The organism is Blautia sp. NSJ-140 (assembly GCF_022868965.1).
Classification (GTDB): Bacteria; Bacillota; Clostridia; order Lachnospirales; family Lachnospiraceae; genus Blautia_A.
On record NZ_JALIFS010000017.1, the window covers coordinates 1 to 13,120 of the forward strand.

The 13,120-nt window shown below is 43.9% G+C and carries 13 protein-coding genes and 1 pseudogene; all 14 read right to left on the bottom strand.

From position 1 onward, the window contains the following. A pseudogene (locus MUB50_RS15660) lies at positions 1-90 on the bottom strand (transposase); the annotation flags it as partial. A gap of 164 nt (positions 91-254) precedes the next feature. Beyond that, positions 255-545 carry a hypothetical protein gene (locus MUB50_RS15665; RefSeq protein ID WP_118626263.1) on the bottom strand — a complete coding sequence of 97 codons (291 nt, stop codon included), beginning with the start codon at positions 543-545 and terminating at the stop codon, positions 255-257. Positions 546-633: 88 nt separating this feature from the next. Continuing rightward, entirely contained in the window at positions 634-774 is a 141-nt protein-coding gene (locus MUB50_RS15670) for a hypothetical protein (protein WP_182434027.1), read from the bottom strand. 700 nt (positions 775-1,474) lie between these two features. Further along, on the bottom strand, positions 1,475-2,101 hold the full coding sequence (locus MUB50_RS15675) for a helix-turn-helix domain-containing protein (RefSeq protein WP_244791526.1): 627 nt from the start codon (positions 2,099-2,101) through the stop codon (positions 1,475-1,477). Positions 2,102-2,221: 120 nt separating this feature from the next. Beyond that, complete coding sequence (locus MUB50_RS15680; protein ID WP_118515186.1) at positions 2,222-2,584, bottom strand: DUF3221 domain-containing protein; 363 nt, start codon at positions 2,582-2,584, stop codon at positions 2,222-2,224. Between the two features lie 351 nt (positions 2,585-2,935). Then, entirely contained in the window at positions 2,936-4,129 is a 1,194-nt protein-coding gene (gene tuf / locus MUB50_RS15685) for an elongation factor Tu (protein WP_118515188.1), read from the bottom strand. A gap of 125 nt (positions 4,130-4,254) precedes the next feature. Next, the gene (gene fusA / locus MUB50_RS15690; protein WP_227752351.1) at positions 4,255-6,378 is read right to left on the bottom strand and encodes an elongation factor G; all 2,124 of its coding nucleotides are present in this window, start codon (positions 6,376-6,378) and stop codon (positions 4,255-4,257) included. Between the two features lie 18 nt (positions 6,379-6,396). Continuing rightward, entirely contained in the window at positions 6,397-6,867 is a 471-nt protein-coding gene (rpsG, locus tag MUB50_RS15695; RefSeq protein WP_207660371.1) for a 30S ribosomal protein S7, read from the bottom strand. A 229-nt stretch (positions 6,868-7,096) separates the two neighbouring features. Continuing rightward, positions 7,097-7,516 (bottom strand): 30S ribosomal protein S12, encoded by a 420-nt coding sequence (rpsL, locus tag MUB50_RS15700; protein WP_015526360.1) that lies wholly within the window; start codon positions 7,514-7,516, stop codon positions 7,097-7,099. Between the two features lie 228 nt (positions 7,517-7,744). Further along, entirely contained in the window at positions 7,745-8,434 is a 690-nt protein-coding gene (locus tag MUB50_RS15705) for a flavodoxin family protein (protein WP_244791493.1), read from the bottom strand. Positions 8,435-8,515: 81 nt separating this feature from the next. Then, the gene (locus MUB50_RS15710) at positions 8,516-9,115 is read right to left on the bottom strand and encodes a hypothetical protein (protein WP_118626273.1); all 600 of its coding nucleotides are present in this window, start codon (positions 9,113-9,115) and stop codon (positions 8,516-8,518) included. An 83-nt stretch (positions 9,116-9,198) separates the two neighbouring features. Beyond that, entirely contained in the window at positions 9,199-11,739 is a 2,541-nt protein-coding gene (locus MUB50_RS15715; protein WP_244791495.1) for a YfhO family protein, read from the bottom strand. 524 nt (positions 11,740-12,263) lie between these two features. After that, entirely contained in the window at positions 12,264-12,668 is a 405-nt protein-coding gene (locus MUB50_RS15720; RefSeq protein WP_021653044.1) for an ACT domain protein, read from the bottom strand. 152 nt (positions 12,669-12,820) lie between these two features. Continuing rightward, positions 12,821-13,078 carry a sporulation transcriptional regulator SpoIIID gene (spoIIID, locus tag MUB50_RS15725; RefSeq protein ID WP_118626277.1) on the bottom strand — a complete coding sequence of 86 codons (258 nt, stop codon included), beginning with the start codon at positions 13,076-13,078 and terminating at the stop codon, positions 12,821-12,823. Between the last annotated feature and the right edge of the window lie 42 nt (positions 13,079-13,120).

Consider the following 13,120-nt stretch of genomic DNA (forward strand, 5'->3'; position numbering starts at 1 on the left):
ACCCTGGCTTTCTATATACTGCCGTATCGTTTCAATCGTTGCTCCGCCTGCACTGAGCAGACAGAAGATCTGACTCCAGAATGCATCTTTCATGGTCTAACTCCATTATATTTATCATCCTTTTTCTTATACCGACAGATATGTATTTATGAACTAATTGTTCTTTTTTCAGTATACTACATCAGGGAAGGGAGAACAAGTGTTTCTTTTATACTATAGAGATTTTTTTGAGCAGATATGATCAGATGTGCAATTCATCTCACCACCTGAAGAGGTGGGAGAATTCTTGCTACATTTGTTAAAACGAATACGAGAAAACTCGAAATCCGAACCATCACACTGCCCGGAACTCCGGGATATCCGCTGAAAATATGCGCCATAGCATCCATCAGCAATAACAGAGAAGCAAAACTCTCCATCAGGATAAGATACCGACGCTTTTCCCTGTCATAATTACTGCTCAGAAATATACATAATGTAGCTATGGCACAAAATGCACATCCCCATATAAGTATCGCTACCTGCAGTACTTTATCATCCGGCATAAAAAACACTCCTCACATTCGTCACTTACAATAAGTATTGCACTTTACCGTGTAAAAGTCAACCTTTCAAAAAAATCCCAAAGTATTTCTACTCCGGGATTTTTTTCAGTTCTGATAAAATTTTAATTTCCACATCCTTTTCATTTCGCACTCCACGGCCTGCTACTACCAGAACATTCTCTTCCTCAAGGCTCTTTACCTTATCAATGACCCTGGATGATAGAATCATGATCCTGGAATCTGCCATTTTTTCGTTTACTGGAATAAGGTTGTCCTAAATTCTTTATTGCCAACGCCTACTACTTCCTCTGCCATTTTCTTATTGCGCCCGTAATTTTTTATTATTATAATCTGAACATGGGTGCTACCATAACGGTAGGCGGTTAGTTCTTCTCCAGAGGGACTATGGTCTACACTCCGTTACGGTCGGTGCTAAACGAGTGCCACCGGCACTCAGCACCCCTCTGATTACATAGAAACCCGAAAGGGAATCCACTGGAAAGGAGGGCTAAGCCATGAGTATTATTGACTTCATAGCTGTGGTTAGCTTCGGCTTAACCTGCTTTGGTCTTGGATATACCTTTGGCAAAGATAATAATAAATCACAAAAATAACCGCCCCAGCCTGCAAACTAAGCGGTTATCTTTGATATCTTAATAGTAAAACGGACTAACCGTCTATCGGTAGCACTCTACTTCTATAATCATATTATCACGCATCTGTGAAAATATCAAAAAGTTCTTTTTCCATAGTATGTAATACGAATTTAAAAAGTTACTGTTCACTCCGTTCTCAGTAACACGCTTCGCGATGCACAGAATTTATGCTGATCGCATAAATTCGCGCAGTATGTCTCTGGTTTTCTGTGACCTTCGCTCACAAAAAACACCTCGCGGAACATTACCAGTGAACAGTAACTTTGAAAATACTTATAAGCCGAAAAAATGCACCAGTACCAGCTTGAGCACAGAAGCTCCACCAAAAGCAACAACTGCAGTTACAACTAATTGCATAGGTTTTGAGAAATTTTCGAACATAAAAACTTTCCTACTCTTGCTCCGCACCTTGCTTAAAGATCCTGTCGTAAATGCTGCCATCATTATGACTGACACAGATACCAAGGTCTCACAATAGCCGGCAAGCTTTCCTAATACATCATTATACATATATGCACCTGTTTCATGCAGAATCCAGTATAGAACCAATGCACAAACTCCCATGACACTTTGGAGCTTCATTTCCTTAAAAATCTTCTCTTTCTCTGTAGTTGCATAATCTGACATTGTTTTAGCAATTTTTCTTTCTTCTTCGTTCATCATCTCGCTTTTCCTTTCCCCACTGATAATCTCAGGAATGCTGATATCATAATAATCTGCAATATCCACAAGAATACTGATATCCGGCATATTGTTTCCGTTTTCCCATCTGGATACGGTCCTTCCAGAGACATTTAATATTTCTGCCAACTGCTCCTGTGTAATGCCTTTTTCTTTGCGAAGTTTTTTTAAAAAATTCCCGATTTTTACTTGGTCCACCTCAACTCCTCCTTTCATCATCAAATATAGAATCTGTTATCTGCAAATAACACGACACAAAGCGAGAAATGTCGTATTTTCACTAATAGACACAGTTGTCTATGCGTTTTTTATTTTTTCAATTATACAAACTGAAATTAGTCAGCCTTTGTTGTTCTCTGTTCTGTCAGCAGGAGTTTTCAATGTAATGGCATAAACTGTCCCCACTTTTAATGGGTCTGTCTCCATAACCTTTCCGTCGTGATATACAACAATTTCGTCACCAACAGAAAGGTTGGTATAACTGTCCTTGTTTTCTACACTCAAAGATATTGACCACCTTGACCCATTCGGATACCCATCTGCTGTATCAGAGTACATTATGATATAATCGTTATGCACCTCTTCTACAATACCCGTTACACTTGGTTTGTTCTCAATAATATAATTCATACTCTTGGTGTTGCAACCGCCCAGACCAAACACACAAACCAATGCTAGAACCAATGCTATCAACTTTTTCATAAAATCACACTCCTTTAGACTTCACAGTTGAAGAAGTCTTACATTTTTTGTGCGGAGACCTTCTTCCTGCGGTATGTATCCGCATATCCTATTCCTTTATTCTCGCCTGGATATATTCCAGATCTCCACAGTACGGTGTTCCTGCCAGATACCATTCCCTTGCCAATATGCGAAGAAAAAAATTCTTCACATACCTGCCTGTTTTAATTAGTTCGCTATTCCTTATAGCCGTATTCAAATCTTTCACATAACAGAAAAACCCCGGAAACCTTGCGGTTCCGGGGTATCTTACGTTTGGACACAATGTACCTTGCGGTACTCTATTTATAAAATTAAGATGTTATGCTAAAATTACTCGATGATTGTAGCAACACGTCCTGATCCTACAGTACGTCCACCCTCGCGGATAGCGAATGTAAGACCCTGGCTCATAGCGATCGGATGAATCAGCTCGATTGTCATCTCGATGTTATCTCCAGGCATGCACATCTCTGTTCCCTCTGGAAGGTTGCAAACACCTGTTACGTCTGTTGTTCTGAAGTAGAACTGCGGACGATAGTTGTTGAAGAATGGTGTATGACGGCCACCCTCGTCTTTAGTCAGAACGTAAACCTGAGCTGTGAATTTTGTATGGCATGTAAGTGTTCCTGGTTTAGCAAGAACCTGTCCACGCTCGATCTCGTTTCTCTGAACACCACGAAGAAGTGCTCCGATGTTATCACCAGCCTGAGCCTCATCAAGAAGTTTACGGAACATCTCGATACCAGTTACAACAACTTTACGAGTCTCCTCTTTGATACCAACGATCTCAACCTCATCAGATACGTGAAGAACACCAGCCTCAACTCTACCAGTTGCAACTGTACCACGTCCTGTGATAGAGAATACATCCTCTACAGGCATAACGAATGGCTTATCTGTGTCACGCTGTGGGTCTGGAATGTAGCTGTCAACAGCATCCATAAGCTCCATGATCTTGTCGCCCCACTCGCTGCTCGGATCCTCAAGTGCTTTAAGAGCAGAACCCTGGATAACCGGGATGTCATCTCCTGGGAAGTCATACTCGGAAAGAAGCTCACGGATCTCCATCTCTACGAGCTCAAGAAGCTCCTCATCGTCTACCATATCACATTTGTTCATGAATACAACGATGTAAGGAACACCTACCTGACGGGAAAGAAGGATATGCTCTTTAGTCTGAGCCATAACACCATCTGTAGCAGCAACAACAAGGATAGCACCATCCATCTGAGCTGCACCTGTGATCATGTTCTTAACGTAGTCAGCATGTCCTGGGCAGTCAACGTGTGCATAGTGTCTATGCTCTGTCTCATACTCAACGTGTGCTGTAGAAATTGTGATACCACGCTCTCTTTCCTCTGGAGCTTTATCGATATTAGCGAAATCTGTAGCTGTGTTACCTGCTACTCTCTCAGACAGAACTTTTGTGATAGCTGCTGTTAAAGTTGTTTTACCATGGTCAACGTGTCCGATGGTACCAATGTTACAATGCGGTTTTGTTCTCTCAAACTTAGCCTTTGCCATTTTAAAATGTCCTCCTTAAAAAACTTGACTCTGTAATCAGAGCATTTTTTCAGATTTAAACTTGCTAACCTTGATTATATTGCAAACCAAGGTTATTTGCAAGCATTTTATTATTTTATAGCGGATCAGTCCTTCTTAGAAAGAATCTTCTCCTGTACAGACTTCGGAACCTGCTCATATTTCTCGAAGAACATAGAGTAGTTACCACGTCCCTGTGTTCTGGAACGAAGGTCTGTAGCATATCCGAACATCTCGGAAAGCGGAACATATCCACGGATCATCTTACCGCCACCGATATCTTCCATACCCTCGATACGTCCACGACGGGAGTTGATATCACCGATAACGTCACCCATGTAATCCTCTGGTGTAGTAACTTCGACCTTCATGATTGGCTCAAGAAGTACCGGAGCTGCTTTCTGCATAGCATCCTTAAATGCAAGAGAACCTGCAATGTGGAATGCCATCTCAGAAGAATCGACTTCATGGTAAGAACCATCGTATACATTAGCATGTACACCAACTACCGGGAATCCTCCGAGGATACCAGCTTTCATAGCTTCCTCGATACCTTCGCCAACTGCCGGGATGTATTCCTTCGGAATAGCACCACCAACAACTGTGGACTCGAACTTGTACAGCTCTTCTCCGTTGGCATCCATAGGCTCGAATTTAACTTTACAGTGACCATACTGTCCACGACCACCAGACTGTTTTGCATACTTGCTGTCTACATCAACAGGTTTGGTGATTGTCTCTTTGTAAGCAACCTGAGGTGCACCTACGTTAGCCTCAACCTTGAACTCACGAAGAAGACGGTCAACGATGATATCCAGGTGAAGCTCACCCATACCAGCGATGATGGTCTGTCCTGTTTCCTGATCTGTATGAGCACGGAATGTTGGGTCCTCCTCAGCAAGCTTAGCAAGTGCCTCACCAAGTTTGCCCTGTCCAGCTTTTGTCTTAGGCTCGATAGCGAGCTCGATAACCGGCTCCGGGAACTCCATGGACTCAAGGATTACCGGATGCTGCTCGTCGCAGATTGTATCACCTGTTGTAGTGAATTTGAATCCGATCGCTGCAGCGATATCTCCGGAGTAAACTTTGTCCAGCTCCATACGTTTGTTAGCGTGCATCTGAAGGATACGTCCAACACGCTCTTTTTTATCTTTTGTGGCATTCAGTACATAAGAACCGGAGTTCATTGTTCCTGAATAAACACGGAAATAAGCAAGTTTTCCTACGAATGGGTCAGTCATGATCTTGAATGCAAGAGCGGAGAACGGCTCATCATCAGATGAATGTCTCTCAACTTCGTTGCCGTCAAGGTCAACGCCCTTGATAGCCGGGATATCTGTAGGAGCCGGCATGTACTCAAGGATTGCATCCAGAAGTTTCTGAACACCCTTGTTTCTGTAAGCGGAACCGCAGCAAACCGGTACTGCTGTACACTCACATGTAGCTTTTCTGAGGACAGCTTTCAGTCTGTCTACAGAAGGCTCATCTCCCTCAAGATACTCCATCATGAGGTCATCATCCAGCTCGCAGATCTTCTCGACCAGCTCTGTATGATAAAGTTCTGCGTCTTCCTGCATATCCTCCGGGATATCAACGATAGAGATATCGTCGCCCTTGTCATCATTGTAGATGTATGCTTTCATCTCGAAAAGGTCGATGATTCCTTTGAAGTCATCCTCTTTTCCGATTGGAAGCTGAAGGCAGATAGCATTTTTACCAAGACGAGTCTTGATCTGCTCTACTGCACCGTAGAAGTTTGCACCAAGGATATCCATCTTGTTGATGAATGCCATACGAGGTACATTGTAGGTATCAGCCTGACGCCATACGTTCTCTGACTGCGGCTCAACACCACCCTTAGCACAGAAAACGCCGACAGCACCATCAAGTACACGAAGGGAACGCTCAACCTCAACAGTGAAGTCTACGTGTCCTGGTGTATCAATGATGTTGATACGATGCTCAAGAGCACCTGGCTTTGGTTTGCAGTTCTCCTCAAGAGTCCAGTGACATGTTGTAGCAGCGGATGTGATTGTGATACCACGCTCCTGCTCCTGCTCCATCCAGTCCATTGTTGCTGTACCTTCATGAGTATCACCGATCTTGTAGTTAACACCTGTATAATAAAGAATACGCTCTGTAAGAGTTGTTTTACCAGCATCGATATGCGCCATGATACCGATATTTCTGGTTCTCTCTAACGGATATTCTCTTCCTTCTTTTCCAGCCAATGAATTTTCCTCCTCGAATTAGAAGCGATAGTGAGCAAATGCTTTATTTGCCTCAGCCATCTTATGCATGTCTTCTTTTCTCTTAACGGATGCACCTGTGTTGTTCATTGCGTCCAGAAGCTCATTAGCCAGTCTTTCTTCCATTGTCTTCTCGCCTCTCTTACGTGAGAACATTGTAAGCCAACGAAGAGCAAGTGCCTGACGTCTGTCTGCTCTTACCTCGATCGGAACCTGATAAGTAGCACCACCGATACGTCTTGCTTTTACCTCGAGAACTGGCATGATGTTGTTCATAGCCTCTTCAAATACTTCAATTGCTGGTTTACCAGCTTTTTCCTCTACTCTGGCGAATGCACCGTATACAATTTTCTGAGCAACACCTTTCTTACCGTCTAACATGATGTTATTGATAAGTTTGGTAACCACTTTGTTATTGTACATCGGGTCAGCCAGAACGTCTCTTTTCTGAGTATGTCCTTTACGTGGCACGTTACTTCCCTCCTTAATCATATTGATTATATCATCGGTACTCACGCAGTAAAACTATTGCATGTTCGCACTGGTAAGGTCCTATATTTAACCCGCAACCGACAGGGTATATGGAATACCGTACAAATCCTTATAGTCTTCCGCTGTAATACATTAGATGAATAATATCTTTGTAATCCTCCTGATTATCTGCAATCAGGAAGCGGTGTAGATTTCTGATCTACTTAAATTATTTTTTAACTTTAGGTCTCTTAGCTCCGTATTTGGAACGAGCCTGTTTTCTGTTAGCGACACCTGCTGTATCAAGAGTACCTCTGATGATGTGGTATCTTGTACCAGGTAAGTCCTTAACTCTTCCTCCACGGATAAGAACAACGCTATGCTCCTGAAGGTTGTGACCCTCTCCTGGAATATAACTTGTTACCTCGATACCGTTGGAAAGACGAACTCTGGCGATCTTTCTAAGAGCTGAGTTAGGCTTTTTAGGAGTAGCTGTTTTAACAGCAGTACAAACACCACGTTTCTGTGGAGCAGCCTGATCAACTGCTTTCTTTCTTAAAGAGTTGTATGTTTTCTGCAGAGCCGGTGCTGTAGATTTCTTAACAGCTGTCTGACGGCCCTTTCTTACTAACTGGTTGAATGTTGGCATTCCATTTCACCTCCCGATTTATTTCTCCATGGGCTTTCCCATGGGGCCTTGCGGTTGCTATTTACAAATTACGGCATGCGGAAATATAACGTTTCATTCGCACGCTTGCTCATTATAGACCGTAAATACAGAGCTTGTCAAGGTGTTTTATAAAGAATTTTTGCTGATTTTACAGGGGTTTTACACGGTTTTCTCCATAGATGTCACAACCCTGCGAAAATGACGGTTTTACCTCCAGGGTCTGGCCTTTTCTGTCCACCCGTGTTCCTTCCAGTAAGCCACATCCACTTCATTCCATCCACTTTTTACAAGCTTACGCATCACCTCGAAATATGTTTTGGTCTTCAACACCGGTTTTACATGGCCATAGTTCTTACGGATTTTTTCTGCCAGCTTATCGGTCGCTTTCTCAATCTCCGCCATCTTTTCCGGAGAAATTGATTTATAATTTATGGCATGAACGGCAGTACCGTACCTGTATATCTTTCCCATTCCCCAGAAAAACATACTGTCTGCCATATCTTTGTTGGTCCATTTCGTTCCGTCACCTGCTGCGGTAGAAATACAGACTCCCTGTTTGGAAAACATATCCGGGGTTGGCCTGTGCAGCATCCATCGGTAGCCATAGTGATCCAGCCATGCTTTCATGGAACCGGTACAGTGATAAACATATACCGGACTTGTAAGAATGATCACATCTGCGCTGTCAATGGCATCTGTCAGCGGTTTCAGTTCTTTATAATATGGGCAAAGCTTCTCATCCTTCACAATACACTGGTTACATCCAATGCAGAAATGCCCGAAATCTTTTGGCAGAAAAAACTCTGTCACTTCTCCACCCAGCTTGTCTGCCAGCATTTTTCCTATATGATAAGTAGAACCTTTATGGTTCTGCCCATGCACCATTGTGATCTTCATAAATCCCATCCCCCATTTTTACAGCTCCGTCATCTCTATCCTGCCTGATCACGATCTCTTTACAACGATCCTCTGTAACTTTCAGTTTCTCTCCACGGATATATTCCCGGAAACTGTCCTTAAAAGAGACGCCGCTCCGAAAATCTCCGCATTCTCTTCCGTATATCCTTCTTCTTTTTCCATCCAGCGGTCCACGATCTTCTGGGCTTCCTTCAGCCTTCCTCCTGCGATCCAGGTATAGATCAGCGCCGTTGCAGCTGTAGGATCATCTTCATCCTGCAGGTACCATTCCCGGCAGAAATCACCGGCCTCTTCTTTTTTGTCCAGGGACAGCATCGATGACGCCAGACGAAATCTCAGATCCGCCGGAGCTTCCTCTTTCCACGCAAAAAGATCCAGAAGCTTTCTGCAGACTTTTTCCATCTGAGCCTGGTCCTCTTCCTGTTCCAGTGTTTCCAGATAATCATTGATCCATATTTTCAGATCAAAAGAAAACCCTTCCATGCCGCTGAGGCAAAAAAGCTCCGGTGCAAAATTGTGCTTTTCCCTGCGTCCGCTCTCAACGATTTTCATCAAAGTATCAAACGCCTGATTCCACGCCGTCACATCTCCATCATCCCGCACCATACTTTCGTAAGACTGTATCATCTGCGCTTCCAGTTTTTTCCACAGTTTTTCCATGGCCTTTCCTTTCTGTACTGCAGCATCTCCTGCAGGTTCAAAGCCGCCGGCTCCCGCAAGCCGGAAACGGCCTTTTTATCCGGTTATGGCCTCCGCTCCTTCCTGGAAGTATAGCACGTCTTTTTCCGCCTTTCCACTACAATCTGGGAAATTCCCAGGATCATAACCATTAATATAGAAAGAACTGCTCCCTGTTTTAATCCCGGGGTGCTATATCTCATAACGATCTCATGACTGCCTTTGGAAAGCTTTATGCCTGTAAGTCCCTGAATACTTACTGCCTGTACTTTTTTTCCATCCACAAATATCTGCATATCCGGATCATAAAAGCTTCGTATCAGCAATATCCCATCCTGTTTCACAGATATACTGCCTTTCCCGTCGGAAAGATCTGTCTGCTGGGACGAAAGCTTCCGGTAGATCTCATCCAGATCCGATTCCTGATAGGTTCCCAGAACTGCCTCTTCCATGCCACAGTCTGCCGTTACCCGCACTGTGGTATCCGACTGACAGGTTCCAAGATCCAGAAAATTATTGTTCCAGTAATCCGATGTCTGGCTCTGCCCGTTAATGGTCACATTCTCCGGCTCCGTCCCCGGAATATAGAGATATCCATGCTCTCCTTTTTTCAACCGCACTGTAAAAACCGCTCTTCCGGCCAGCAGGGAATCTGAATTTATCGTCTGCATTTTGTACAGTCTTTTTCCCACGATCCCGCTGAGAAGCCGGTTTTGCACTTCCAGCGGATCCGTTCCTTCCATGGCATAATCCGCTACAGAATTGTTTATCATATATGCCCCTTTCAATGCCCGGGGATTCTCATACAGATCAAAGGATGCACTTTCGCCGATCTTTTCATATGCCGTATGCAGCGTTCTTGTATTTCTACAAAGAAGATACCGGATTCCCAGCAACATGTCCATCACCTCGGTAGCTCCCGCATACTGATAACGATTTTCCAGATTTTCAAATCCCATGTTTCGGACAAAATCCCACATTTCTTCTGTATTCGTGGAAGAATACATGGAGATTCCGTTCAGCTGGTACAGCATTTCCTCATTTCGAACAAGGGGATTTACAATGGCCGACCGGTAGTTTACCTGATCCGCCCCTGTCTTTTTCATAAGACTGGTCACTTCCCTGTCACTTTCCGCATAAACATCACGGTTGGCAGTTCCGTTGTCTGTGATACTGAAAACACCATGGATTCCGGTTTCCGCAAGTATCATTACGGCCAGGACCAGAGATACGATCTTCCTGATTTCCACACGTCCCAACGGATGTGACGGAAGTTTTCCACAAAGAAAACTGCCCGTCCACACCGGAAGAAAAAATGCCGCGATCACTCCGTCTGTAAGAAGGGTTCCCAGCCCTTTTCCGCTTTTCAGCTCTACAACAGTACAAAATATCTCTGCCAGGATAAATCCTGCCAAAATCCTCTTCCCGCTTTCCTTCTCCAGTTTTCCCCAGGCATCACAGCTTATTTTCAAAAGCAGAAAGATGAGAATAAACGCAAAACGATTGGGAATCCCCACCGGTTTGTGCATTCCGTGAAACAACAGATTCAGCGCTGTGATATGAAAGCCTGCAAAATACAGAAGAGCCATTGCCCCTAACATGATCTTTGCTGTCCTGCGGATCTCTTTGTTCAGGAAATAGATTCCTGCAAAAAGAAGCACCGCACATCCGCAGTAAAGGTTTACATCTCCCTGCTCCCCGGATTTTACAAAAGACATGGAATCTTCCATCAATGCGCCAAGCTGTTTCCAGATATCTCCGTAGACACCCTGAAGGCCGGTTCCCGCTTCTGCCGCAGCCGGTGTCCGGGATACTGCAACGATTCCCGGGATCAGCGTGATTCCTGCAAGGCCGGCTCCGCCAATGGAGGCTCCGGCAAATTTCAGCAGAGAATGTGGGATCTTCTCCGGGCGTTTCTCCTTTTCCAGAATAATCATTTGTACCACATAATACAGAGCCGCAAAGGTGCACAGCATAAATCCCATGTAATAGCTTGTCAGGATACCATACCCCAGAACAAGGCAGTACCCTTTCCACTTTCCGGTATTTACCAGCCGTTCAATAAGATATGCCAGAACCGGCAGGAGCATGATACAGTCCAGCCACATCACATTGCTGTAATATCCCATCAGAAAATTGGACAGTGCATACATACACCCCACAGAAACTGCCATGCAGTCTTTACCCGGATATTTTTTCCCGGAATACCATGCCATGGATACGCTGCAAATCCCTACCTTGATCAGGATCACCGCAGTGACAGCCTCGTTTACATACATGAATTTCATAAACAGCAGTACCAGGAAGCTGAACGGACTGCAGAGATAATAGCAAAACAATCCATAAAAATTATATCCCATGGCATGTGCGGACCAGGTCCAGCCCGCTCCCTTTCCAAGCTGCTCTGAAAGTTCCCTGTAAAAGACTGTATACTGATGGACTCCATCTACTACCAGCGCCGAATTTTCTCCAAAAGGATAAACACCCTTCAGTGCAAAGCCCAGCGTAAAGATCAGCACCGGAAATAGAAATGCCAGGAGATAGATTCCCCCTCTGTTTCCCCTTTTTTTATTTTTTTCCGCTTTCTGTATTCTTATTGGTCTCATTTCATTTCCTCGTCTGTCTGCAGCAGCTTCAGGCATTTCTTTTCCGTCGTTTTTTCTGATCCTCTGTATTCTGTAAATCGAACATCTGCGTCTTACTTTATCACATGCTCATAAACCTGAGCATTTTTACAAAACAGATCATAACATGTTTCCTACTGTATCATGTTTTTGTGAAATTACTGCGAATTTTTTCAGAGTAAAAGAAAAAAGCTGCCACATCCTTGGAGACACAGAAACTCCGCCGATGTAACAGCTTCTTTCTGAAGGAATCTGTGTACGCTGATCCACAGATTTCTTCATGGGTGTAATTATTAACTTTATGTGATGAGTTTTTTAGTTCCCGGCCTGTATGATACGGATATTCACATATCCTGAGGTGGCTGTTTACAGGTTAAGAACTATTATGGGTATATGATAGCATGGTCATATACATTTGTAAAATTAATATTTCGTGTTTATAATATAGGACTTTTTAATATTTACCAGATGGATAAAAGTATCTGCCACACAGTGAAATCCTGTTTTTATAAAACGGTATAGCCTCTGGATTTCAGGCAGGCTCTCACTTCCATAATATCCTCGGTATGGAATACCATGATCGGCTTGCCGGAATCACGGTTAAAGGAGAGGTACAGATAATCCACGCTCACATTACTGTCCTTCAGTGTAAGAAGCAGATCGTTCAGATTTCCGGTCTTATCCTCAACCTCCACTCCGATCACCTCGATCACGTGGCAGAGATATCCGGCAGCGATCAGAGCCTCCATTGCCTTATCCGGCTCCGAAACTACCATTCGTACGATTCCGTACTCTGCGCTGTCATTGGTTACAGAGCCCAGAATGTTGATATCCTCGTCCTTCAGGATACCGGTAATGTTCTGCATAACACCCTTTTTATTTTCTGCATAGATGGATAACTGTTTCAGCATGATAAAATCCTCTCTTTCCTATGTGCTGTATTTTGCTATTTCTATCGTATGATAAATCTTCGCACATCTTATCAGGTATGTCAACCAAAGCAAGCCGGATAATAACACAGACATTCATATTTTATGATCAGCATTTAATCCGGACCGCCTGTTCATCGGATATGAGCATGGAGATATTTTTCCCGGGTAGCGATACCTCCCCGGATATGTCGCTCCTGCTTGTTTACATCCAGTACCTTGCGAACTTCTATGGCCAGAGCCGGATTGATCACTTTCAGGCGTTCTGCGCAATCCTTATGTACCGTACTCTTACTGATCCCGAATTTCTTCGCCGCCTGCCGCACCGTAGCCTTTGTTTCAACAATATATCCTGCGATCTCAACTGCACGTTCTTCAATATAATCCTTCACTGCCAAGCCCCCGAAGACGCTTTTTTACAGTGTATGCGAAGG

Excerpts from the sequence above, each read along its gene's own strand:
- MUB50_RS15665 (WP_118626263.1), bottom strand. The coding sequence starts at position 545 with ATGCCGGATGATAAAGTACTGCAGGTAGCGATACTTATATGGGGATGT.
- MUB50_RS15670 (WP_182434027.1), bottom strand. The coding sequence starts at position 774 with ATGATTCTATCATCCAGGGTCATTGATAAGGTAAAGAGCCTTGAGGAA.
- MUB50_RS15675 (WP_244791526.1), bottom strand. The coding sequence starts at position 2,101 with ATGATGAAAGGAGGAGTTGAGGTGGACCAAGTAAAAATCGGGAATTTT.
- MUB50_RS15680 (WP_118515186.1), bottom strand. The coding sequence starts at position 2,584 with ATGAAAAAGTTGATAGCATTGGTTCTAGCATTGGTTTGTGTGTTTGGT.
- tuf (WP_118515188.1), bottom strand. The coding sequence starts at position 4,129 with ATGGCAAAGGCTAAGTTTGAGAGAACAAAACCGCATTGTAACATTGGT.
- rpsL (WP_015526360.1), bottom strand. The coding sequence starts at position 7,516 with ATGCCAACATTCAACCAGTTAGTAAGAAAGGGCCGTCAGACAGCTGTT.
- MUB50_RS15705 (WP_244791493.1), bottom strand. The coding sequence starts at position 8,434 with ATGAAGATCACAATGGTGCATGGGCAGAACCATAAAGGTTCTACTTAT.
- MUB50_RS15710 (WP_118626273.1), bottom strand. The coding sequence starts at position 9,115 with ATGGAAAAACTGTGGAAAAAACTGGAAGCGCAGATGATACAGTCTTAC.
- MUB50_RS15715 (WP_244791495.1), bottom strand. The coding sequence starts at position 11,739 with ATGAGACCAATAAGAATACAGAAAGCGGAAAAAAATAAAAAAAGGGGA.
- MUB50_RS15720 (WP_021653044.1), bottom strand. The coding sequence starts at position 12,668 with ATGCTGAAACAGTTATCCATCTATGCAGAAAATAAAAAGGGTGTTATG.